At 58.5% G+C, this 23,988-nt stretch carries 20 protein-coding genes and 2 pseudogenes; 9 read left to right on the forward strand and 13 right to left on the reverse strand.

The window, feature by feature from the left end; all coding sequences use genetic code 11:
* Positions 1-64 precede the first annotated feature (64 nt).
* The 4 genes from LXE91_RS02150 to LXE91_RS02165 form a co-directional block, all read right to left on the reverse strand.
* A complete protein-coding gene (locus LXE91_RS02150; protein ID WP_069585832.1) occupies positions 65-796 on the reverse strand; it encodes a hypothetical protein in 732 nt (243 codons plus the stop codon).
* Positions 797-1,025: 229 nt separating this feature from the next.
* Positions 1,026-1,820, reverse strand: a complete 795-nt coding sequence (locus LXE91_RS02155; protein ID WP_039360555.1) for a HesA/MoeB/ThiF family protein — start codon at positions 1,818-1,820, stop codon at positions 1,026-1,028.
* A 489-nt stretch (positions 1,821-2,309) separates the two neighbouring features.
* A complete protein-coding gene (locus LXE91_RS02160; RefSeq protein WP_039360553.1) occupies positions 2,310-2,663 on the reverse strand; it encodes a hypothetical protein in 354 nt (117 codons plus the stop codon).
* Positions 2,663-3,085 carry a hypothetical protein gene (locus LXE91_RS02165; RefSeq protein ID WP_039360551.1) on the reverse strand — a complete coding sequence of 141 codons (423 nt, stop codon included), beginning with the start codon at positions 3,083-3,085 and terminating at the stop codon, positions 2,663-2,665. Before LXE91_RS02165 ends, LXE91_RS02160 begins: the two co-directional genes overlap by 1 nt.
* Before the next feature lie 136 nt (positions 3,086-3,221).
* Between LXE91_RS02165 and LXE91_RS02170 the strand changes: the two genes are divergently transcribed.
* On the forward strand, positions 3,222-3,572 hold the full coding sequence (locus tag LXE91_RS02170) for a helix-turn-helix domain-containing protein (RefSeq protein WP_052760028.1): 351 nt from the start codon (positions 3,222-3,224) through the stop codon (positions 3,570-3,572).
* Between the two features lie 3 nt (positions 3,573-3,575).
* The gene (locus LXE91_RS02175; protein ID WP_046543585.1) at positions 3,576-4,094 is read left to right on the forward strand and encodes an ImmA/IrrE family metallo-endopeptidase; all 519 of its coding nucleotides are present in this window, start codon (positions 3,576-3,578) and stop codon (positions 4,092-4,094) included.
* A gap of 132 nt (positions 4,095-4,226) precedes the next feature.
* Here the strand turns inward: LXE91_RS02175 and LXE91_RS02180 are convergent, their stop codons facing one another.
* Together LXE91_RS02180 and LXE91_RS02185 are read right to left on the reverse strand one after the other, a co-directional pair.
* The gene (locus LXE91_RS02180; protein ID WP_135370779.1) at positions 4,227-5,129 is read right to left on the reverse strand and encodes a hypothetical protein; all 903 of its coding nucleotides are present in this window, start codon (positions 5,127-5,129) and stop codon (positions 4,227-4,229) included.
* An 11-nt stretch (positions 5,130-5,140) separates the two neighbouring features.
* Positions 5,141-5,947, reverse strand: a complete 807-nt coding sequence (locus tag LXE91_RS02185) for a HipA family kinase (RefSeq protein ID WP_039360547.1) — start codon at positions 5,945-5,947, stop codon at positions 5,141-5,143.
* A gap of 423 nt (positions 5,948-6,370) precedes the next feature.
* On the opposite strand from LXE91_RS02185, the gene LXE91_RS02190 reads away from it, so the two are divergent.
* Positions 6,371-7,390, forward strand: coding sequence for a zinc ribbon domain-containing protein (locus LXE91_RS02190; RefSeq protein WP_039360545.1), 1,020 nt, complete (start codon positions 6,371-6,373; stop codon positions 7,388-7,390).
* Positions 7,391-8,290: 900 nt separating this feature from the next.
* On the opposite strand, the gene LXE91_RS02195 is transcribed toward LXE91_RS02190, so the two are convergent.
* From LXE91_RS02195 to LXE91_RS02205, 3 genes are all read right to left on the reverse strand, one after another.
* Positions 8,291-8,479, reverse strand: a complete 189-nt coding sequence (locus LXE91_RS02195) for a hypothetical protein (protein WP_039360543.1) — start codon at positions 8,477-8,479, stop codon at positions 8,291-8,293.
* A gap of 302 nt (positions 8,480-8,781) precedes the next feature.
* The gene (locus tag LXE91_RS02200) at positions 8,782-9,336 is read right to left on the reverse strand and encodes an HAD domain-containing protein (protein WP_082139446.1); all 555 of its coding nucleotides are present in this window, start codon (positions 9,334-9,336) and stop codon (positions 8,782-8,784) included.
* 468 nt (positions 9,337-9,804) lie between these two features.
* A complete protein-coding gene (locus LXE91_RS02205; RefSeq protein ID WP_076841645.1) occupies positions 9,805-10,221 on the reverse strand; it encodes a DUF6088 family protein in 417 nt (138 codons plus the stop codon).
* Here LXE91_RS02205 and LXE91_RS02210 point away from each other — a divergent pair.
* The 6 genes and pseudogenes from LXE91_RS02210 (at position 10,166) to LXE91_RS02235 (ending at position 16,795) form a co-directional block, all read left to right on the forward strand.
* Complete coding sequence (locus tag LXE91_RS02210; protein WP_039360540.1) at positions 10,166-10,435, forward strand: hypothetical protein; 270 nt, start codon at positions 10,166-10,168, stop codon at positions 10,433-10,435. The genes LXE91_RS02205 and LXE91_RS02210 overlap by 56 nt on opposite strands.
* A gap of 708 nt (positions 10,436-11,143) precedes the next feature.
* Positions 11,144-11,485, forward strand: a complete 342-nt coding sequence (locus tag LXE91_RS02215; protein ID WP_046196282.1) for a helix-turn-helix domain-containing protein — start codon at positions 11,144-11,146, stop codon at positions 11,483-11,485.
* A gap of 531 nt (positions 11,486-12,016) precedes the next feature.
* A complete protein-coding gene (locus LXE91_RS02220) occupies positions 12,017-13,540 on the forward strand; it encodes a hypothetical protein (RefSeq protein WP_143274592.1) in 1,524 nt (507 codons plus the stop codon).
* A 217-nt stretch (positions 13,541-13,757) separates the two neighbouring features.
* Positions 13,758-15,310, forward strand: a pseudogene (gene istA, locus LXE91_RS02225) (IS21 family transposase).
* A gap of 15 nt (positions 15,311-15,325) precedes the next feature.
* Positions 15,326-16,074: pseudogene (istB, locus tag LXE91_RS02230) on the forward strand (IS21-like element helper ATPase IstB).
* A gap of 340 nt (positions 16,075-16,414) precedes the next feature.
* Complete coding sequence (locus LXE91_RS02235) at positions 16,415-16,795, forward strand: site-specific integrase (RefSeq protein ID WP_052760026.1); 381 nt, start codon at positions 16,415-16,417, stop codon at positions 16,793-16,795.
* 207 nt (positions 16,796-17,002) lie between these two features.
* Here LXE91_RS02235 and LXE91_RS02240 read toward each other — a convergent pair whose 3' ends face one another.
* The 4 genes from LXE91_RS02240 to LXE91_RS02255 are packed head-to-tail and all read right to left on the reverse strand — an operon-like array spanning position 17,003 to position 23,986.
* On the reverse strand, positions 17,003-18,136 hold the full coding sequence (locus LXE91_RS02240) for a Wadjet anti-phage system protein JetD domain-containing protein (RefSeq protein WP_223274423.1): 1,134 nt from the start codon (positions 18,134-18,136) through the stop codon (positions 17,003-17,005).
* Complete coding sequence (locus LXE91_RS02245; RefSeq protein ID WP_039359927.1) at positions 18,133-21,765, reverse strand: SbcC/MukB-like Walker B domain-containing protein; 3,633 nt, start codon at positions 21,763-21,765, stop codon at positions 18,133-18,135. The genes LXE91_RS02240 and LXE91_RS02245 overlap by 4 nt, the downstream gene beginning before the upstream one ends.
* Positions 21,762-22,436 (reverse strand): DUF4194 domain-containing protein, encoded by a 675-nt coding sequence (locus LXE91_RS02250; RefSeq protein ID WP_039359932.1) that lies wholly within the window; start codon positions 22,434-22,436, stop codon positions 21,762-21,764. The genes LXE91_RS02245 and LXE91_RS02250 overlap by 4 nt, the downstream gene beginning before the upstream one ends.
* Entirely contained in the window at positions 22,433-23,986 is a 1,554-nt protein-coding gene (locus tag LXE91_RS02255; RefSeq protein WP_223274424.1) for a Wadjet anti-phage system protein JetA family protein, read from the reverse strand. Before LXE91_RS02255 ends, LXE91_RS02250 begins: the two co-directional genes overlap by 4 nt.
* Positions 23,987-23,988: the final 2 nt, after the last annotated feature.

Consider the following 23,988-nt stretch of genomic DNA (forward strand, 5'->3'; position numbering starts at 1 on the left):
CGCGCGTCACCGCCGACTCATTGAACAGAGGCCGATGATTCATCGCGGCGCCGCGGCCGCCGTTTCAGTTTGGTTTTGAAGTGTACTGGTCCACAGATTCCAGAGACCTATTCGCGACGGGTAGCAGCTTGACCTTGCCGTTCTCCCAGAGGGCGACCGTGTCTTTCGACTGCTGGATGATGAACCCCGTCGCAATTGCACTGGTTCCATCCGTCAGCCGGAAGCAGTGCTGACCATGTGCATGGGCAGAACATCCTTTGATGTAATCTGTGATGTCATCGTTCGCAAGGGCGTTTGCCGCAGCGACGCCAAGCTCCACCGGAAAAATCAGGACAGCGGCAAAAAAAGCAGGAAGTGCGAACATGAGATATGTCCCTCCCAGAGGAAGGACGAGCAGATAGGTCGCGAGCAGCTTGATGCGCGTACTGACGGGGGCCCGACCGCGATGAAGCTTTCCAAGCCTGGCTGCGCCCTGTCCCAGTGCCAAGGCCAGAATTCCAGTAATGAGCAATGCGCCGATGACTACCAGAATAGGCCTCGACTTGAACATAGCCCCGAAGATGATGTCGAGGTCCTTCATGACGGCAAGGACTGCAAGCACGAGATAGTCACTCCGTCCCTGAGGGAATGCGCCCGGGTTAATGCCGAAGCGCTCGAGAAACGTCTGTTGGAAGGTCACTCCGACGAGATACGCAAAATACAATGTCGCTGCGCCGAGCACAGGCGTCAGAACCTTCCACCATGCAAATCGGCCGGTATCTGGTTTCAGAGAGAGTCCCGAGTCATTCAGCTTCATGTTTTTTAAACCTACAAATCGGGTAATCGGCGAGCGGACGCACCAAACGTCGGCTCATGGCTTCCCGCGTGCGCTTGCAAGCCAACTCGGCGACGGTTGGCACGTCACTACGGGAAGAGAGGATATGCGCTCAACGCGGGCTCAATTGCTCACGCACCTTGCGTACCTCATCCTAGTCGCGTTGAATAAGGCACGCTTCAATCTGCCCGAGACAACGAAGCAATCCCCTCTAGAAGATGTCCCCCGCACCTTCGGTGCCCTCCATGTGGCGACAGAGGCCCGGCGACAGGTAGCCCAATTTAGGACTCGGCCCGGTCGTGCACCGGTTGCCGTCGTACTCGACATAAATCGGCGGCGGCGTCGTGTCGTTCCACGAGGTAAGGAGCGCCATAAAAATTCCGACAGCAGTCGAGGCGAGAATGCCGTTCGGCCAGACGACTTGAGGGCGTCCCCCGGCAGCGCCGTAACGCGCATTCTCTGCGGCCAGAGCAGCGTCAGTAATGAACCCCATGCACCGCATGCACGGCTGGCCCGGCAGCGAAGCGATGACCTGACCGCTGATGAAGTAGCGCCCTTCTTCGCCGTGGACGTCCATTCCGACGTCGATGTACGGAATGCGAAAGCGACGCGCGAAACGTTCGAGTTCGTCGCGCGCCCCCATCGTGTCGACACATCCGAAGATGTAGTCGACCTGTTTCAGGTCGTCGAGCGCGAGATTCCACGGGCCATCGTGTTTGACGATTTCCGTTTCAGGGCTGACCGCCGCTACGCGCGCGCTGATGACATCGACCTTTCGCGCCTCTGCCTGCGCTTCGGCATAGGTCAGCCCGACCATGCGGTTGCGGTTGGAGTCTTCCGCAAAGTCACCGTCAACCAGGACGAGCTTACCGACGCCAATATGCGCCAATTGCTGCGACACATGCGAGCCACCACCGCACAATCCAATGACTGCTACGGTCGTGTTCTTGATGGTCGCTTCCGACGTTTCCCCGAGGAAGCTTTGACGACTGTGTCGGTTGTCCATGATGCAACTCCGCTTGCGAATGAGGTTTTTGCAGGTATACGCCGGCCCTTGCGAGTTGTGTCTGTCCCGGCCCCAGGAAGACCGCGCTCGCGGAATCGAGGCTGAAGACAATCGCACCATGAGGTAGCTCAGGGCGAACATTGACAAAATCAGGGATGAAACGCTTGTTTTCGTGTACATCTACGGCGCTGAAGCCGGGCGTGCCGCGGTGGTCGTGCCGATGCACGTGAAAAATGCTCACGGGGCTCATGTGCGCCGCTGCGCGCAAGCGACGAAAAGCGCTCGAAGAAACGCACGCCCCGACCCTCGGATTGTTCTCGTATTCACCGTCCGGAATCGCGATGTATCGCTGAGCCGTGATGGTCCACGCGCCGTTTGCCATCGTCGATTCGCAGACGAGGAACCCCACCCGTTCCGCGGCGAAGGCATGTGGCCGGTCAAGGTCGCGGTGAAGTTCTGCGACCAGCGTCGGGCTAATCGTGATGGATGTCATTTAAGCGCCACCATGTGTGCACCCAGCATGTCCAGCAAAGGCAGCGCCGACGGAACGCCTTGCCAGGACCAGACGTGCCATACGCGACCAGCAATAACGCGCTCGGTCCAGTTTGCCGGCTTGCCGACAATTTGCTCGCGCTCTGCAATCCGTTGCGACAGGTAGAGGCGGCTCGTATAGCCGTTGGCCCCATTCGGTGCCAGGAGCGCATCGAGGACATAGGTCTTGTCCCCGACCTGGAGCCGTAGTGCGGGCAGATGAACGAATACCTCCGGTCCATCCATGAAGACCTTGGCGCCAGGGACTACGGCCAGCAACGGCCGTAGTCGTTCGTCGTCGAAGCCCCCCATCACGACGAGCTCCCGGTGCGGACTGCGCTGAGAAACTCTTCTCCGCCGACGACGTGAATGTGCGAGTTATCGTCGAGAGGTGGAAAGTCGCCGGGGCCGAGAACCTTTTCGAGCACCTTGTCGGCTGGAACACCTAGCTTCTTCTTCAGCTCTGCAACCAGATACGTGCCCGCCTCAATCTCGACGGGACGGTTGTCGATTTTGACGGTAACGAGGTGCGGCGCCGGGTGGTGTTCGTGATGGCCGTGATGGGCGTGGTGCTCGTGGTGGCCATTCGGTTCACGGTACACATGCTGCTCGCCGTGGCGTTCATGGTGCGGTAGGGAGCGGCCCGGCTGCTCGCCGCGGTCGCCGTGGGCGTGTTCGCCCGGGGTTTGCTCAGGGTCGTGCATGGTTACCTCTAAAGTTTGCATCAATGACATCAAACCATTCGATGTCAACAGGAGTGTCCTCCAGAGGAAGCCAAATGTCAATGCGAATGACCTTTGAACCGAAAGTCAGCCACCTTGACAAGTCATCAATATTGACATATACGCGGCGCGAGTTATACTGCCGAACATGGACAAGTTCTATGAAGAGTTCGGGCGGGCGCTGCGGGAGCGCCGAATTAAAGCCAACCTGACGCAGGATGACGTGGCGTCGAAGGTCGGGCTTGGACGCACGTCAGTCACAAATATCGAGAAGGGACGACAGCAGGTCTCGTTGCACATGCTTTATCAACTGGCTGATGCCGTTGACGCAGAACCCTCGTCTCTCCTACCTCCAAGAAGTGAGACCAAGGAAAAGTCGGAGCTTCCTGCTGAGCTGGAGAGTTCACTGGCCAAACTTGGCGACGAGACAGAAAGACAATGGGCTAGAGAATTCCTAGATTCGCCCGAGGTTCTCGCCTCTCTCGAAGAAAAGCGCTAAAACATGACAAACCCGGAAAATAAAGCACGAGAGACACTTCAGACCGCTGGTGTGACTGAAGCACCGGTCGATGTCGAACTTGTCGCCAACCACTTGGGATGCAAGGTCATGTTTCAGACCTTGAAATCAGACTTGTCGGGACTCTTGGTAAATCAGCCAGGAAAGTGCCTGATTGGAGTCAACTCTCATCAGAGTAAGACTCGCCAACGATTTACCATTGCCCACGAGCTCGGGCATCTCGTCTTACAGCACAAAGGAGAGATGTTCGTTGACGGGACGGTCCTTCGAAGAGACGAGAACAGTGGCCGAGCAGTCGACCCACAGGAAATTGCTGCCAACCAGTTTGCGGCCGCCCTGTTGATGCCTTCCGATTGGGTTTATAAGAAGTTAGCTGAGAACCGGAAACAGTCGCCCGACAGCTCTGCCGAAGAAGTGACAACTGCACTTGCCGCCCAATTTGCAGTCAGCCCTCAAGCCATGGGTATCCGGTTGGCAAATCTGGGGTGCCTTATTCCTGAGTAAAGGTAGACGCGCCGCGCAAGGCCGTCTGAGGTCGTTCCACTGTGCGCATCGAAACATCCCCGCGACCGCCGGGACGACCTCCCCGTGAGGTTGTCGGCTCATATTGAGCTTGCTAACTGTCAGAGAGCCTTCTCAATCGACCGACGCCCACTCATAAACATCGCGTGCCAGTGGGCCCGGGTCATCATGAGCTGATACTACGAAGCCCTGTTGCTCAAGGCTCCAGCTTTGCTCGCCAAGGATATTTTCAATTCTCTCGCGGTCTAGCGCGGGCATGCTGTCGGTTGCCGGCGTCATGACGAAAAGCCCCAGGCCTCGGTCCTGAAGCCGGTTCACCCGAGCATAGGTCGTCAGGTCTCTCGAGGCGCGCAAGAAATTCAGCTCAACGCTAGTCGGAGTCTTGTACACAGCAGAGATGACGCTCCCGGCCTTGCCAGGAGGTGCGAGATTGAAATCGAGCCAGTGAGACTGGCCGGTCGATTCATCGAGAAGCGCTCGTTGTGGTTCGGTACTAATTCTCTCAAACGATAATCCAGCGATTTTCTTCAACTCGTCATCAACAAGACGGCGCACCGCGGCGTTGTCGAGCGTGATGAACTCACGGGTCTTTCGTTCCTCACGCGGAACAAGAGGCACAACGTCGTAATAGAGCCGACTCAGAACAGCATCCACAGACACGCCCGAAGTAGCCCACTGACTTCCGATTGAGATGGCGTCCGTCTCGAATGGTACGTCTTCAAGACCGGCTGCATTCTTCTGCGCACGCAGCATGCCCTGCTCGGCCGCTTCCATGAGTTCGCGAATCTGACCAATGTCGTCCCGGCCATAGATACATTCAAACTTCGACAGGTCATCAAGCAAGCGGAAGCTGAACGGTCCGCCAGGTGTGCCGACAATGACTCCCACGGTGTAGCGTTGGGGCGCGAAAGCATCTGGTTGCAATTCGATGGTCGCCCAGACGCCTTCAAATTCGGGTGCAGGCACGGCGAGCGCGTGGCGTCTGATATGCGCAAGAGGGTCCAAGCCCGTCGACATGAACAAGGTCCTCATACGATGCACCCCAATTCATTGGCTAGCCAATCGCGTTGAGCGCGTTGTCCCAGAAACTGCAGAACGTTTGCTGTCAGCGTTGCGGCTTCAGTCGAGTCGGAAATAACCTTCGAAATGAATTGCTCCAGCGATGGAGTAGCCTGCACGAGAGCCTGTTCATGCTGCAAGGATGCCACCGCCATGGACGCTTCAAACTTGGTATAGCCCGCTTGTTTAAGCAGACTTCGGGCCTCCCTTCGCAAACTATTGTGTGCATATTGGAGGCCACCTGCTACCCAGATTAGCGTGTAGAGAATGAGCTCGTTGTCGATGGGGATATAGTCTCCACCAGACGTCCGCAGAAAATTCCCGGTATGGCGGTCCTGGTTTTCGACCCAGTGGTCGAATGCGGCGATTCTGGCGATGTCGCGGTGCTTGAAGGCACTTGCCTTTCGAGCGGCCTGGAGCCACTTCCATCGCGCAGTGATGTGCTTGCCGGGAACGGCTGACGTGCAAAAGGCTGGTACCTCTTTGTACTTCATCCAGTGCTGGTCCAGCGACATGCTCTGACGCAGCCTGCCAATGGGCAGCAGAACTACAGCTGCGAACTCCGGCCGAGGCAGGTCGAGGGCAGCGGCTATCATCCATGCGATGCTCTCAGTGAGCACCATGGGGTTGCCAAGCGGGGCCGCTTTGACAAAGCATTTATGCAAATGTCCGTTTGCGTCGGCGATGACCGCCTGATGGGTAGTGTGGTTCTGCCCTTTGTTGGCAGCCGCGCCCCTGAACTCCCGCCAAGCATCCGCCGCCAGAATTGGAATCATATTATGCCTCAGTCTTTTTTGTTCTTCTCTGCCGATTACGGCCGCTGCCGCCGACTCCTTATAGCTGGCCGCCCCTCACGCCTACTTCGCACTGCGCCCATTAGTGCGCAACTACGGCTCTGATGGAAGCGCAACGCTCGATTCGCCTGACCGCTCCAAATTGTACACCCCCTTATCAGCAGTGGCATTCGAGCAGACTGACGGCATTGCCGCATGTCCCGGTTCCTACCTGGGGCAGTGAGACGTTAGATACAGGCTCCTGGCTGCGCTGCTTTGCGTTGCCCCCCCCCGTTGCATACATTTGGTCACGCGGCGTGAAGGCCAGGCTTGACTCTGATTCTCGCGCTCGTACCGGACGGCTTGAAAGGCGCCCATCCCTCCTGTAATTTCTCTTGCTTTCGATACCCAGATTCACGTTATCCGATGACAAGCGCGACCGAAAAGTTCGACCCAGACAAGCTCAAAAGCAATGCCCTGACGTCTATCCGGCTCGGCGTCGAGGATTTCACGCGCAGCCAGTTGGCAGAAGGCGGAGACCCCGACCGAGCGCTGTCAGCTTTGCGCAATCTGTTTGCGGGAATCTTGTTGCTATTCAAGTATCGGATTGCGACCGAGGCCGGAAGCGCCGCAGAAGGTTACGAACTGATTTTCAAGACGGGGGAGATTCTTCCGCAGCCTGACGGCATGGGCGGTATCGAGTGGCAACCGATGAAATTCGGCAACACGACGATTGACGTACCGGATATCAAAAAGCGCTTCGATGCATTTGGCATCGTAACTGACTGGAAGGTTATCGAGGCGCTACAAAAAGAACGCAACAACGCGGAACACCTTCATCCCCAGAACGCGGCCGGGGTAATCGGAAAATTTCTCTCCGACACGTTCCCGGTATTGAGCACGTTCATTCAGGACGAGCTAGATTCCGCGCCGGCTACGCTTCTCGGCGAGACCTGGACAACGATGCTGAAGCATCACGATTTCTACCAGGCTCAGGCTGCCGTATGTACCGCAGCTTGGGCAGGCCTGAACGTTCCAGACGACCTCTTGCCGGTGGTGCCTGACATGCAATGCGAGGCGTGCGGGTCGTCATTGCTGAAGCCGTCCGGCGACGAAGAAGAGAGCAGCGACCTTGAAAGCGGTGAGGTTACGTACATTTGCGTCGGCTGCGCACATCGCGCACTCATCGTGCCCTTGCTCGAAGAAACCCTTATCGAATTCGTCGGCGGCTACGACCCCTTCAGCGGCGAAGAGCCGCCCACCGCGGAATGCCCGGAATGCCAACACGCGACGTTTGTACATGCAAAGGGAAAGTGCCTTTGGTGCGGCATGCAGCTCGCCCCTGGAGGGTGCTCGCGTTGCGGGAACGTTCTTACCTTGGATGATTACGACAATTCGCTGTGCGGATATTGTCAGTATCAGGCCGACAAATATCGTGACGCCTAAGACCAAGAACCCGCGCCGGACTCACAGCATACATCGTAGCCAAGGTAGGGCGTGGGCTCAGGCTATAAGACCTCGCCTCTGGTGTTGTACTGTTCCGCGTCCGCGCTAAACTTGCCGGCGCCCGCGTCACGCCGGGCGCAGCCAGCATCGCTCGATGCATCCGGCCATTCCATTCTCCAGCGGCCAGTTTTAGGCGGCCGCGGCCGGCATCTAAACCCGGAGATTCGACCGCATTTAAAATCGCCGACGTATACCCTTGGCTGGAGGAGAGGGCTAGATACCCCGCGGCCAGCTGAATGGCGCCAAGCGGGAGCTCCGGGCGCGACCTGGGAGCAGCGGCTGGAGGGTGAGCGGCAAGGTGTGCATACCTTGTAATGGTCCAGCCGAGTCGGGGCGATGCACGCGACCCCGATGCCCCGTACGAGAGACCGGCTCCGCAGTCCAGCGCGCAGGCTCAAGGGCGAAGCTCCCCCCTAGCCCAGCGTCCTGCTGGGCTAGGGGGGAGCTTCGCCCCATAGCTCAAGACACTCACCACAATCCAGAACTTGAAAGTCTTATATGAGAGATAAACTCCTTTCAGACCAACCATTCGTTTTCCGCGCTACAGGCGAGTCATTAGCAGGAGAGGTCCGGCGAGAAATCGCGTCGGTTCATCGCACAGCTACCGTCGTCCCAGCAATACCAACTCGTTACGGCTATTTCGAAGTCTAAGCCATCGAAATAGCACCTTTTACTTGCTTGTTCCTGGGCCCCCAATACGAGCCCTTGCGCAAGCCCTTGTGACAGCAAACGCAGCCGGCGCGAGTAGAAACGTAGCATCTGCTCTTCCGTAGCACTCGGTGCTTCCCCTGTTGTCGACATGATGCGCGAGATTCGCGTAATGTCGGACGGTTTCGAGAATCATCTGCTCACGTTGAAGCGAAGACATGCTTTGGCGTTGATGCCGTAATCGTTTCGAACCACGGCAGGCGTCAACTGGATGGCAGCGTCGTACACGATTCGAATCCGAATGAAGTCGTCCTTCAGAATCTGCACGCAAGCTTCCGGGACCGGCTGCGCGTAGCCCGCGGACTGGCGGGAGACAAACATGGTGTGAGTTCGAAATTCGGGATACGGACCGAGCGGCCACTCGTAGCCGTGCTCATGAAGCGCTTCGGACGCGCGTTGTCACAGCGGTCTCCTTGAGTCAATTTCAGCTGCCGCTGTGTACAGGTCCAAGCTGGCACCGTTGACGTCGCGTTCGAAAATGCCTGCGTGACCGAGTGCGGTAAGACTTCTCAAAAGTTGTGAGAACTCTTGAGAACTTTCCGTCATCGTCTCCCGAACGGGAGGTCCTCTGCTTGCTCCCATCGAAACAGAGAGGGTCTTCGTATTGCGCCCGGTGTGTTCCATTAGGTACAGTCATGCATCTTGGCCAGCTTTGTTTTCAGCTCCTCGAGCGCGCGCGGCTCACTAATGCCTAGCACTGGGTCCGTGCGAACCAGATTGTCTCGGCACCATGTAGGCCAATGGAGCCAGTCATCATCCAGCGCTAACCACGCGGCGGGCTTACGTCGCAGTACGTCAGCCCAGATTTGCATTCCTCGAGGTGCGGCGGCGAAATCCTCGGCGCCCATTGTGCTGTGATAAGTCGCCCCTACAACTCTTGCCTGCAGTCCAGGAGTCAGTCTGCGCGCCACGCGCTGGATGCTCCCTCGATAACGCCGCACCCAACTTGTCGACAGCACTATGCGTAGCTCAACATACGGCAAAAGTATTTCTTCGAGCAGGCCGCAATGTTCGAAAAGAGAATGACCAGGTGCGTCTATGAGCGTCGGGCCACGTTTGTGTAGCAAATATACAGACTCGGGATGTAGAACGCCGTCGAAATCAAGCATTAGCACGCGGCCGCCCGTGTGTCGTGGGGGCGGTATCTCGTACGTCTGCCCAGCGAATTCTTTTAGCATTGTTTATCGCCGCCTCTCTGGAGAGCCGCTTGCCAAGCTTCCAGCACGCGACGCGCGGTGGTAATCACGTCGTCGCCAATCACATACGGTGCGGGTGGCAGCTCCGTAACCGATTGAGCCGTTCTTGCGCTGGCGTAAACGAGACTCCCTTTGCATAGAACGTCAATTCGAAAGGTGGCCACGAGCCGGGTGTCAGCACTTGTAGGGCCGAGGGAAGTCTCATGAACAAAAATCGTGAAGCGCGTCGACACCGCATATGGGCCACGTGGCGTAGGATAGGCTAGCGCCCGTAGAGCGCGCTGCGCCGTCGAACCGCCCGAATCGATGGACGCACCGTCGCACACCACCTTCAAGGTATCGCCACTGCAGTCACCCAGATACACAGCGACGTCCGTCTGCACGGCAGCGCTATGTTGCGATATACCCGGGGCATCGCACATGGCTAGTCCTCTCGCGTCTCAATTCGTCTCATGGCGTGTCCTGATTACCGCGCTCGTACACGACTCTCCTGCTACCAACCTGAATCCGCCGGGTGATACGTCGTCGGCCAGTGGTGACGACTGCCACCATCGGTATTTGCGTGGACGTACCACCGTTGTACTCTCTCGCGAGCTTTCCCGGACCGACGGAAATGCCCAGCTTTTTGAAGGCCTCCGCAGCTATTGACTCGAACGTTGCGGCCGGCGCGGGACGGCCTGTATATCGATTTATGCGGGTTTTGGCATATATGCCATGGCCTACTCGTATCAGTTGTCCAGTCGCGACCAGCTTGGCTAGCACACGGGTCAGCTGCGATTGGCTTCCCAGTCCCGACACCTCCGAGCGAAGAATGACGACGCTCTTGCGCCGGCGGATGGAGCGCACGACACGAGTTTCCAGTGTCATCTTCGCCAGTAGCCCGGCACATTGCCGGATGAAGCCAATCGCAAAGAAGTCTCCCGATTGCTGCGTCGACTTGCATCCCGCAGAACGCGACCAGTACCAAACGAGCGACGCTTCAAAGCGGGTCTCCCCGCCGCATACGGAGCATGATGTCCGCGACCGCGGGTTGATGGTCTCTACTAGCCAGATGGAGCAGCACAGCGAGGCCGATTTCTGAAGCAGAATGAGATGGGTCCACGCGCATTCGCGCGATTTTTACCGCCCGCTGGCCAGTGGCAACAGCCTCCCCACGTACTCGCCCTACCGAGTCAACAGATACTGTGAACCGACCGGCCGCATTTTGCACAGACGCTCGCTCCCGCTCCACGAGGCAGGTCACATGCGCTACGCGGCCCCGTTGTGTAGTCGGCACAGGCCTATTTGCTATCACGGGACCGTCCTCCGATATGAGTTGTGCGCTCTCATATCGGTGTAAAGCGTGATATGCGTCAGCCCAAATATCTGGAACGCCGCTGTGCTGTATGCACCGGGTGTACAGCTCTTGCGTCCATCGCAGGTCTGAGCCGAAACGGCCAACGCACACGGCAATGGCGATATCCTCGTCCTGCCTGAATCGCGCCGGTTCTACTACATAAGCCAACATCACCACTGCTCCTGTTACATCGCGTCTCGTTGACGGCAGCCTGTCTCGGTGTCACACGATTGCACGCCATTCCTAGCAGGCGTCGGCACCAAACACGTTCTGCACCAGCAGCAAACCCGGGGCCACCTATAAGTCGGTAACCCTGCGCAGGGAGGACATGCGCTCTCTGCGACCCGGGTGGCCGATGGGTGCCCAGTCTAAAGCGGAAAACATACAATGTAAAGATTGGCAGTTTATAAACTGCCACTTTAAATAGGGTAGATTCACAGCTGGCGATGGGCGATGCTCCTGTCGCATATGGAAGACACCACAACACCTCACCAAAAGGCTGCCCGGCTGCGGCTCGGTGCGAATCTAAAATTGTTACGCGGGAAGCTGGGCATCTCGCAAGAGGTGCTCGCTGACCGCGTGGGGTTGCACCGAAATCACGTCGGGCAGATTGAGCGGGGCTTGGCGAACGTAACTCTGGACACTCTGGTGTCGCTCGCCAATGCGCTCGGCGTTCACGAGTCTCAACTGCTCCTAGAACCTACCGAGCGCCCTGTATCCATCAAGACCGGCCGCAAGAAGAAGACCGACGCAGGCGGCCAGACCACGGGCGACCGCAATAAGCCGAAAACTTAACGCCTCGGTTATCCGGTTGATGCCGGCGCGGTGTCTTAAACGCGTCCGCTCAAAAAATCGTACTCGTGGTGGCAGAGCCAAGAGTGCTGCCTCGTCGCAGGATGGCTGTACCGACTCGGTCGCGGAACGACGTCCATGACGCTCGCAGCCACGCCTCGACGGCGCCCTGACACCAACGCAAAAGCTCGTGGTCAAGGAGCCCGGCCTCCCGAGCGCGGCCATCTGTCAGGCCACGCCCATCCGCGTTGTGTGCGTGACTCCGAATCCGCACATGTTGGCCAGGGCTTGAACCGCTCTCCCCTTCCTCCCTCTTTTCGCCTAAAACAGCCTGTTCATCCAACGTCGCTATATGCCTTTGGAACGCTGCGACGCTTGGCCATCGCTGATGGACGTCGCAACGCTCCGCGCGCCGCGGGACGCTGCGAAACACATAACGGCAGTGCTCCTGCATTTTACGAACCAGATACAGCTCGCCCGCATTCGCGCATTACCTTGCTGGGCGAGACTTGCACGGGATTTAGCCGTTAGAAAATGCTTAACGAAGCCGTTATTCCGCCGCGGACGGTCGCCGTGACCGCGCCCTTCCACCATCCTGCCCCGACTGTCGGCAATCCCGACTCCGAATCGCGCGGGCACAGACACGTCCGGCTGACATACGAGGAGTTCGAGAACCACGTGCGGAGGCTTCTTGCCGCGGACGGGTGGTCGGCTCAGCGTGTTGCCAATATCATTTCCGCCCTGCACGGCTGGATGAAAGTGCTTGGAGTCAGCGCAAACGACGTCGTCGCCGAAGAGCTGAGTACTCGCTTTGCACAAGCATTCAGACGGTATGAAGACACGATTGCCACGCAGCTCTCAAGCCGTACCCAAAAAGACCGCCAGGAACAGCTACACAAGCTGAAGCAACTGTATGACGCCGTCTCCATTGACGACCTGCTTCCAGTCGTCTTCAGTGATGCATTGCGTTTCGCCGTTGAACGCAGCGGCGAAACCCTCGCCCAGATAGGTCGACTGTCCGGAATCTATCCTCAAGTCCTCGGACGGTGGATACAAGGACACGAAATTCCGCAATACCAATCCATCTTCGCAAAAATTCCCGGGCTCGAGCAAGCGTTGGGACTGCCTCCGAACACTTTGCTTGACCGGTTACCGCAGCGGCGTCGCGAACGGTACGAGCGCCGTGCTGCCGAGGCGGCTGCCCCGCGAAAGGATAAGTCACCCAAAGGTAAGCGCGGCGAGAAAGCCATATGTCACATTCGGCCGACAGCGCGCCTGAAGGCTCAATGGGAGGAACTGATTAGGTTCAAGACTGACACGACACGCGACGGCGCAACAGCTCGAAACAGTTGGCGTCTCAAGTCTGTTGAAAGCAGTGGATTTCGCATCATTTGGGCGAATATGTGCGATGGTTCGGTGTGCGCTACAGCAGGAGTGCATTGGAGCGTCTTTGCACCGTTCCTGGGCTTCATCACAACGCATTCGGTTCGCGGGCACACTGTGCCACTCGAGCATGCAGATACGCTTGCTTGGCTGACCTCGACCGTCCACATCAAGTCGTTTGTTCAATTCCTTCGCATCCGGTCAAACAACGTCACGCATCACGGTGTGATAACGCTGCTGAGCAATGCCCGGTCTCATCTGCGACCGAGTACGGGTTTCCTGTGGCTACATTCCGAACTACTCGACGACCTGTGCCTCGCGGGCGACACGCGTGCGCACGATATTGCCGCTCACGACAATCCTGAGCAGGCGTGGCGCACCCACTGTGCGGAGGCTTATCGCGAATTGCTCCAGTTGGAAAAGTCGCTGGCCGCACAGTCCCCCGTGCGTTGTGTCCGCAGCCCTGCACGACGCATTGAGTCCATATTGGCAAGCGATTTCCCACTAAAAAGTCTGGTGAAGATGGTGCGCGACCTGGAAGCAGACGAGCCACCGCAGGCGCACCATCGGGACTACGTGGCATGGATTCGCTGCGTATTTCGGCGAAGCCGAACACGGATTTCGGTTGAAGTCGAACAGGGTTTCCGGAGGAAGGTGAACAGCCGTTTCGCTTGAAGTCGAACAGTTTCGGGGTATTCCGAAATTGGTGTTCGGCGTTCCGAAACGCGTGTTCATCTTCCCGAAATCGGTGTTCAGCCCGCCGAAACGGCTGTTCACTGCGCCGAAATGTGTGTTCGGCGTGCCGAAACGAAAGGCGCGGTTTCGGTTGGCGGTACTGCGGATGGCTCAATCGGCCGGCGGTTAAGGTTGCTCCTTTTGGGAGAAACCGACTATGCCGGCTCACCGGACGACCATGCGCAAAATAAAAGATGTGCTTCGCCTGAAATGGACCTGTAATCTGTCTCACCGGCAAGTGAGCGGCGCGCTCGGCGTCGGGCTCGGTACCATTACCCAATATTTGCAGCTTGCCGCCTCGGCCGGCCTGGACTGGGCGAAGATCGAGCCGCTGTCCGAGGCAGAGCTGGAGCAGTTGCTCGTCAACGGCGCCGTTCCGACGACGGCCGCAGGCAAGCGCATGGAGCCTGACTGCGCCTGGATTCATCGGGAGTTGCGCCGCAAAGGCGTAACCTTGCAACTGCTGTGGGAGGAGTACGTCGGCGCGAACCCCGGCCAGAAGACCTTGCGCTACACGCAGTTCTGTCAGCGATACAAGGACTGGGCCCAGACGTTGAAGCGCTCGATGCCCCAGCAACATTACGCCGGCGAGAAGTTGTTCGCCGACTACGCCGGGCAAACGGTGCCGATTCTCGATCGCACCGGCGGCATTGCGTTCAAGGCGCACATCTTCGTCGCCGTGCTCGGCGCATCGAATTACACGTATGCGTGCGCTACGCGATCGGAAGCGACACCCGACTGGATCGGTGGCCTCATTGACGCGATGGAGTTCTGCGGCGGCGTGCCCGCTCTGCTTGTGCCCGACAACCCGAGGGCACTGATCTCGAACGCCGACCGCTACGAACCCACGCTCGGCCTGACCACGCAGGACTTCGTGAACCATTACGGTACCGCGATGCTGCCCGCGCGCCCGCGCAAGCCGAAGGATAAGGCGAAAGTTGAGGTCGGCGTACAGATCGTCGAACGATGGATTCTCGCCCGCCTCCGGAATTACCGGTTCTACAGTCTGGCCGAACTGAACAAGGCGATCGCCGGGTTGATCAATGACCTGAATACGCGGCCGTTCAAGAAGCTCGATGGCACTCGACGCGAGTGGTTCGAGCGGCTCGACAAACCGGCGCTGCGCCCGTTGCCGACGCGTCGCTACGAAATCGCCACCTTCCAGAAGTGCCGCGTCAACATTGACGCGCACATTGAGGTAGACGGTCACTACTACAGCGCACCGCACAGTCTTGTGCGTCAGGAAGTCCACGCGCGCGTGACGCGTTACGGTGTAGAAGTCCTGCACGGCGGCAAGCGCGTTGCCGCCCACGCTCGCAGTCGGCTCAAGGGAAGTACACCACCGTGGCCGAGCATATGCCTGCGGCTTACCGCGCCCACATGGAATGGACCCCGAGCCGGCTGCTGCACTGGGGTACATCGATCGGCGTCAGCGCTGAGGCGATCGTCAGGCATTTGCTGACGAACCGTCCGCACCCGGAAATGGGATACCGGGCCTGCCTGGGTCTGCTGTCGCTGTCGCGCAAGTACGGCAAGGAGCGGCTGGAAGCGGCGTGTCAGCGCGCACTCGTGATTGGCGCGCCGACCCAGCGGTCCGTGCGCACCATCCTGCAAACCGGCGCCGACAAGCATCCACTGCCACAAAGCGGGGCCACCGAATGGCAGTCGCCCCTGCACGAGAACGTGCGAGGGCCCAAGTATTACCACTGACCCAAGGAGGTCGCGATGTTGATGCAGCAAACCCTCTCCCAGCTCAAGGCCCTCAAGCTGGACGGCATGGCTCGCGCGTTCGAGGAACAGGCGGCGCTGACGGCCAGCACGAGCCTGTCGTTCGAGGAACGCTTCGGCATGGTCGTGGATCGTGAGATCGCCTGGCGCGATACCCGGCGGCTCGAGCGATTGCTCAAGTCTGCGAAGCTCAAGAATCCCCGGGCCTGCGTTGAGGACATCGAGTACCGGCAGAGCCGTGGGCTCGACAAGGGTATCGTCGCTACGCTCGCCGGCTGTGACTGGATCCGCAATGCACAGAACCTCATCCTGACAGGGCCGACTGGCGCCGGAAAAACATGGGTCGCCTGCGCCTTCGGCCAGCAGGCCTGCCGACAGGGATTCTCCGTGCTGTACGTGCGCGTCGCCCGGCTGTTCGAGGAATTGAAGATCGCCCATGGCGACGGCAGCTTCACACGTCGGCTCGCGCAGCTCGCCAAGATGGACGTCCTGTTGCTCGACGACTGGGGACTGCAGGACGTCGACCAGGGCGCGCGCAACGACTTGCTCGAAGTGCTCGACGATCGCGTCGGCACGCGATCCACGATCATCACATCGCAATTGCCCCTGAACACTGGCACGCCTGGCTGCAAGACCCGACTCTCGCCGACGCAATCCTCGACCGCCTCGTCCATCAGGCTCACAAGCTTGCATTGAAGGGCGACTCGATGCGCAAGAAGAACGAACCTGATCAAAAAGTAGCCTGATCTCGAACACCTGCAGTACAATCTAAGCACAACGCAGCACCTCCCTCCTGGCCTGTTCGACTTCACCGAAACGGGCGTTCAACTTCCCCGAAATACGCAGATTCGCGACGTCTTGCTCTGCAAGATGCTAGTCAGCAATCCATTGCGCGTCGGCCAGTTCAGCGTGATGCGGTTTCGGGGCGAGCGCCCGAACCTCTATCAAAGTACCGACGGAGGCTGGCGTCTACGGTTTGACCCGAGTGACTTCAAGAACGAAAAGGGCGCGGCGTTTGAAGAATATGATGCAGCGGTGGAACCGTCCGTCTGGCCCTGGATTCGCCGTTAACTGTCCGAAGCACGTGTGCATCTGCTCGGTGCCGACACAGACTATCTCTTCTTGCCGGGCGTCGAGGGGCCAAATCGCGGAGCCGGTTATGCCGCCATCGACATTGAGCCGTCCGGCAACTGGATTGCAGACGGCCTATCCGCACGGGTGAGAGTAGTAACCGCTCGGTACGCACCTGACACCGACGGCTTTGGGCCGCACGCGTTCAGACATATTGTTGCCACCGACCACCTGAAACGCCATCCGCAAGATTACATGACGGTCGCCCAACTGCTACACGATAAACTGGCGACCGTGATGAAGGCGTATGCCCATTTGAAGGTTGATGACGGTTTGCGCACCTTGCATGCAGGTGTTGCGCAAGCGTTACACGAACTCGGCGAGTCACAAAGATAGAAGCGGTATGGCGGCGCGGCGCCGAACGGACGGCGACCACATTCAACAGCTCTAATTGCAGTGACTGCGCTCGTCGTTCACATGCGCTTCGAAATGCACAAGCCAGGTTAGAAAGCCAAAAAAATCGGGATACGACGGCTGAGCATGAGATGCGTACGAATTCGGTTTTTCAGTCCGCGAACTACGCAGAGCGGCTTACGGAGAAAACTACTCTTGGTCTACGAAACGCCCGTAGGTCTGCAGGGCGGGCAATAGTTGCTCATCCGCGTACCCGCACCCAGTCGATGCGATTGGCTTCTGGCCTTGTTTGTCCGCGGCCTCGGGGGGGTGACCTCCGCCGGCCTTCAGCACCGCAAGCATCGGCTCATAGCCCGGCACCCAGGCCGTCAGCCCCGTAAAGGTCGTCCGCATGGCAGCGAGTATGCGCATTCCTGCGAAGTCGAGGTCTCCCCAGAAGTACGACGGCATCTCTCGCCGGCCAAACAACCAACCTTCAAACTTTGCACGTAAGTCCCGTTCGAGACCGCCGCCCGCGGCGTAAAACAGCGAGCACCCCTCCATGGTGCGCAGCCGCTGTGCGCTCCCTTTGAAGCCGGACGCATAGACCAAAGCCAACTCATCGAAAACTCCACCGGGCGCGCGCATTGCGCGTTCGAAGCTCACCGAATTCTCAATGAAGAGGACTCCACGGTGACCGCAGGCAGGCAAGAACACGTGCAATTGGATGGGAGACTCTGGGAATGGGCAATCGTCCATACCGAGAATGGCCGCAACCAATCCTTGACGCTTGTCGAGGACCTTGGACATCCCCCAGAACAACTGCGACGACACCTCACGCAGCAGCATCGATTTCTCCGCCAACCCCGGAAGCCGGTTCAACTGCTCCACGACCTCCGCCATCGTGCGACCCGGGATATCGATGCAATATTCTGAGACAAGGTGCTTTACCGTATCGCTTGCTAGCAAGCCAGACGACACGGCATCGCGCCAGCGCTCAGCGGACGACTTCACCCTTTCGTGCCGGCCGACTGCCGCACGCAGTTCTCGCTGGTCGACCACAGTCACACGCGGCGACGATGCGTAACCGGACCGACTTTTGAGCGCGGTTTCTGGCTTCACAGCTAGCCATCCGCATCGCACCATCGCGACAACATGCTCCCAAAGGTGTTCCTTCTGTGACTCTACTGACGACATATAAAGCGCTGGCCAAGTGCGCTCGTCGAGCTGGACTGATTTCGCTTTAGCGCTTCCTCTCTGCTCGGCCGCGTCTAACCGGTCAACAAGCATGTTGAGCAATTCTTGCACTGGCATGGACTTCAGCCAAAGAGACGTGCCGCTCATTTAAGCGCCTCCGCCTGCTGTGCGGCCTCGGCGGCGCCAAACGCCAGCTCGGCCTGAGCACGGGCCGCCGCCCGCTGCTTTTCCCAGAGCTCTCGCATCTTGTCCTTCTTGAAGATGCGCTCGTCGTACTCGAGGATGAAGTCGAGTTCGCCGTTAGCATCAACAGGAACGCGGCTATAGCTGTACTCCCGGTCGAACTCGGGCCGTAAGCCGCCAGCGCCTCGTGTCGGCATCGCACTGACAACCTGAATATCGAGGCTATCGCGTAGGTACTGCAGCACAGCGCGAGCGCGAGGTTCATCCATCGTCGAGAACGACTCGTCACTAACGAGCATCTTCAGGCTGGGTCCCTTGTCGAACAACTTTAGCCGGTTCGTCACCACGGCCGCGCGAACAATGTAAGCCGGCGTCTCAAGCTGTCCACCAGACCCCGTACCCCATGTTGAAAGCGCAATGCGTCCCCCACTGTCTGAATCATTCCAAATTTCGTAGCGCCTGTAGTTTCGATAGTCGGCAATGCGCAAGAGCTCCCGCCCCGCTCTCTCTTGGTCTGAGTCGAGCAGGAGCTTCACCAGGCGGTCGCGTACCTCTACGTGCTTTGGCGTTAGCTCCGTCTCTCCGAACAGGTCGACCGTTTCAACTGAGTCCGCAAGTTCGGTGACGGCTGAGAAAAAGCTGTAGTACTCCTGGAACTCCGGCTCCCACTTCGACCAGTCGATGCTGAAGCGGTCCGTGCCGAATTTAAGCCGTTCCAACTCCATATTAAGTTGCCGTAGCAGTCGGACGCCATCATCCACCTTACTTTTGATTTCGACGCAAAACTGCTTGGTGAACACGTCATGGAAAGACCGCTCCGCCTCTTCCACCTTGGCCCTATTGTTGTAGAGGCCGATGCCCTCAAGCTCGCTGCGGAGCGCTCCCACCGCGCGGCCGAGCGCAACAAGGGGGCCATAGTACGGGTCGAAGGTGGTGGTGTCGTGAAGATGAGGCAGCGCTGACTGGAAGCGCTCCTCTTGGCGCGCGTTCGCGTTGTACTCCGCAAGCATTTCCCGCACATCACCCAGCAATTTGTCCGGCTGGGTGCGCAGCGTGTTGAGCCGCACCTGAACGGAATGCACGTCAAACCTCCGGGATTTGAGCAGCCCTTCTACTTCCTCGGCAATAACCGTATAGGTTTTCTCTGGGTTTGTTTCGCACATCTGCCCGAGCCGACGAATCTGGTCTTCACGCTCCCGAAATCGCGCGTCTCGGCCTCCATTGATGCGCTCAATGGCGCCTTGGGAGTCCGTGATACGCTGACGCGCCAGGGTAATCTCTCTATTTGCCGCGGTGATTTCGGCATCGTGCCCAGCGATGAGCAGTTCCAGCTTCTCTCGCTCTGCTCGCAACTGTTCCACCTCGGTGAGGTCCAACTGCGCAAGGGTGCGCCGAGTGCTGTCGATTTCTCCCGCTGCTTGGCCAAGCGGCACCGCATCGAAAACAGGTTCACGCAGGTTGCCAAGAAGCCGTTTAACGTTCGACAGCGTATCTTGCAGTTGCTCGAACTCTCGAATTTCTCGGTCTGCTTCATCGAGTTGCTCGATGGTAGCCCTCAGCGCCTGCTCGCGAGCTTTGCGTCCAAGAACAAGGTCCCGCCGCTCACCAACGAACATAGTGCGAGAACCACTTCCTTTGCCTTCCTTGGTCAACCCACGCGCGGTATCGCGCAGTTGCTCGGAGTCCCTGACCTTGACGACGGCGCCATACTGCTCGATGAGATACGCGCGTGCAATGGGATGGTCAGTGCGGAGCTCGTGGATGATAGAGTCAGATGGCACACGACCGGCATCGGCACGCTGAAGACACCTTTTACCCTGGATGACCTTACAGCGCGAGCCCCATGAGTGAAGCAAATCGATAGTTCGTGCTTCCCACTCTGGCTTCACAATGAGATTGAAGCGGGCATTGTCCAAGTACCCTTCGATGGCCTCCTGCCATTCGTCCGACACGGGTTCGACGAGGTCGCAGAGAACTTGGACGCCAGCTTCGGGCAAACACTCTCGAATGCGAGGAAGCGCCATGCGAGTGTCGCGATTGTAGTCGCTGGCGCCGCTCGCCAACAGCTCCTTGCGGTCAGCCAATTCCTTGCGCGCCTTACGAGTGGCTTCGACACGTTGCGTCAATTCCGACGTCTCGGAAGCGACAGCCATCAAGACACTATCTTCGGTCCCCACGAGATATGAGTGCAGCGCGCCGAGTCCCTCTTCCACACCGTCGAATGCAGGGGTCAATCGGAACAACTTCTCGACGTTAAGCTGCGTATCACTCGAGGCATCCAGGACAGCGCCCAAGAGACCGTCCAAGCGAGCAACGTCAGTCGATGCTGTAACTCGACCGACCGCATCAACCGACGCTTTGAGCTTGGGAAACTGCTCCGGAATGGGCTTCCGCAACAAACCCGTAGCCGCATTGACGATTTGGGCGGCGGCTTGAAGCCCGGTATTGAGCTCAGCCAGCTTGCGCCGAGCTGCGGAATTGGCGAGCTCGAGCTGCTGGTCGAGGCGCTCTTTTTCGGCGTTGGCGGCAATGCCACTGAGCTTCGCTGCAATGTCGATGCGGCTCCGGTCCACGCCTGCTTTTAGTCGCTCCTCCGTCTTCACCTTTTGCTCGCACCGCCCTACTAGTGCTGAGTCATCGTTGATGCGCTTCTGCTCTTGGGCGATACGTTCATCGTCTGCCGCCACCAGCATCTTGGCCAGCAGCAAGTCATACTGCACTTGCTCTTCAAAGGCCGACGCCGTTTGCGCAATGGCAGCCTTCAACCCTCGCAAGCGCCCAACAGTCGCCTCCAGTCGCTGCCCTTCTTGCTTCAGGTTCGTGACTTGGCGCATCAGGTCGCTGATGCGAGTGATGCTCTCATGCAACTGCTTGCCGTCATACTCCAGAATGTCATCGCGAACGAGGTCGTGGACCGAGCCAATTTTTTTGTAAGCAATTGACTGGCACCAAGCCTTCGCAGCGTTCTGGGCCTCATCCCAGGTAATCGAGATGCGCCCCCGGAAGCGCCCGTAGAGTGCGCAAAGATAGTCTCGCTTATGCCCGTCATAGGTCACCACCTTCGAATACCGAGCCTTCAACCGCTTTACGATTTCTTCGACGGCCACCCACTCGCTTTGCTCCGCGTCCTTTAGAAAATCGTCAACGGTGAGCGCAGCGTCGTCTACGATAACCAGTTCGAGTCGCTCCAGCTTCGGCACCCTGCGCTCCCCGACGCCGTCCACCTGTGCCGACGCGGCGACGAGCGCCGTAAAAGGCTTGGCCGAATCCTCATCGGGCCCGGGGCGGAACACGGCCGCCATATATCCTTGCGCGCCATGGGGTCGAGAGAAACGACTGTACTCAGCACCGACGACAAATGACTCCAAGGTACGCTTGGACTTCCCGCTACGTTGCCCCTGCTGTACCTCTTCTTGGCCAGGGTTGTATGCGACGATACCCTGGTACGCGGCGGTCATGATGGTCTGGAGGCCATCGAGCATAGTGGACTTACCCGCGCCCGTCGGGCCGGTAAGGAGAGTCATGTTTCCAAGGTCATAGTCACCCGGCCGCAACTGCCCCCAGTTGACCAGAACGATGCGGTCGAGCTTCACGCGTCCTTCTCCTCAACGGTGGTCTGTTGTTCAAAGACGCCGTCTGCATCGAGTGCAGCGGTCAGTGCCTCGTTTGACACAACACCCAGGATGGTCGGGCGAATCGCAAGAAGCGCGTCCTCATCCAAGATAGAAAATTCTGGTGCATACCGGAGCAGCCTATGACGCCTAAGGTCGGCCAGGAGAGCCATCTTGTCGCCCATGCTCGACGGAAGCGCTCGCTTCAACTGCGTTTGCATCGTCGCGGCGATTTCCTCGAAGCTAACAAGCGCCTCGCCCCCCTGAGGCTGGATGTCACCCGTATTCAGCTTGTTCTGATAGAGGAATCGCAAGGTAAGCGCCAGCGCGACGAAGTCCGGGGACACGCGCGCGCGTAAAGATGGAGTCGGTTCGTAAACGTCCGTCGGCAAGCCGTCTACGACCGCGCCGGCGGCGTACAGTCTGTAGAACTGGTTATCGCGGTCGTGATATAGGCGGAAACCGGCGAAATCGAGGTACTCATCCAACAAACTCTCAACGCGCCGAGCATCGTCATATAAAAGTTGTTCGGTTTTGTCTTCGTCGCGCACGATGACCCCGTAGGCCATCAGGCGAACCAAGATTTCCCGGAACCGCTCGCGCTTCACATTCGCGATGGCGAGCTGTTCGTCAATTAGATTGGATAGGCTCATTTTTTTAAGTCGATTTCGTAGTCGTTGGCCCCGTAAAACTCATTCTCCAAACGGGTCGGCAGCTTCTTGACGATGAAGTCCCCGCCGACGGCGCTTCGCGCGGCTTCCACCGCCTGCATTGCACGAATGACGTCGCGGGCACTTGCCGTAGGCATTGCAGAAACGCGGATTGGATGTTGGAAGAGGCGCAGGTCCGCACGCAGCCCCTGCGCTACATCTTCGTTCGGTATTGAGAACACTTCGGCCTCTGCTCGCGCCATCGCCGCAGCAAGCCGCTCTTCTCTTGTCGGGCGCGGTCGAATGGACACGGTTACTGCTTTGCGGCGCTGCGTTGCAGTCTTCAGCTTAAAGCTAGCCGGGTCTAGGACGCGCACCTCCGCTGGTGCGAGGAACTGGCCGACGAGCTTTAGCAAGCGGTCCTGTTCCCACTTGGGAGACTCGGCCACTTTCTGAACGGCTGCTAAATAGGCATGCCGCGTCTGCCCCGAGCGCAGCATCATCGACTGCAAAGCAAGGCCGTTCACACGCTTCAGATAAGTCTCCATGGCCTTGAGAAAGCCCGGCTGCTTAGACTCACACGCCGCGTCTACAATGTCTTCGATACGGCCGAGCAGCCAATCATAGAGCGAGCTTCCCGTGTGCTCCTTCGCCATCCAGTGCGCGATATCGCGCAACTGAGCATCCATTCGATTGAACTTCGTCTCTGGAACGGCCCGGAGTTTCTCAAGCTTTTGCCGAATAGCTTGGCGGTTCAGCGTCGCGTTATCCGCTGTAAGTTGCTTGGAGTAGTCTCGCTGAAATCTGTCGAGAAAGTCGACGAATTCGTTCCACTGCGTATGAGCAGACGCGGCTTGCATCAAGTGCCGGACCAGTTCTTGGAAGTAGTCGATGCCGTCCGCGAGGTCCTCGATAACCTTCTCGGCATATTCGTAGGCATCCACCAAGTCATGCGCGTCGCCTCGTTCGGACAATGCAGCCTCCAGGGCATTGCGGCAGCCGCGCATGTTGCGCTGCCGGCTTCGGCTTGGGCGGTCCAATGCCCAAAGCGCCTCCGAAAAAAGCTTGCCCGGACGGGAAAAACGAAAAGCTGCAACCAAGCCAGTCCGGTCAGCGAACTGCTCTAGCCAACCGTCTGCGACGAGCGCCCGAATGACCATGGCGACCAGCACTTGAGGGTCGCTCGCATCGGCGGCAGTGAATTCGTCATCGGAGCCGTCATCCGCCAACGTAGTCTGGTATTGCCGGACAACCGGCAGCAGGAGTTCGCGAAGGACATCTCGAGTCAGGTGGTGCGCATAGTCGGCTGCGGGCCCGTGGAGGCGGTCATAAAGAGCACGCAAGCATGCCGCTACTAATTCACGCCTGGAGCTGTTGAGTGGACGAAAAAACCTCTGCCGCTCGGCGTCGAAGAATGCTGGCGGGTTGGCCGCACCGCCCCCCGGTGCCGGAGAAAGACTTGATGGGTTCAACGTTGTTCCCTCGGATAGGGCTTCTGTGCAGTTTTGCGGTATTATCTTGCAAGATAAATTATCATGCAAGATAACATTCATGC

This window comes from Burkholderia contaminans, from assembly GCF_029633825.1.
In the GTDB taxonomy this organism is placed as follows: domain Bacteria; phylum Pseudomonadota; class Gammaproteobacteria; order Burkholderiales; family Burkholderiaceae; genus Burkholderia; species Burkholderia contaminans.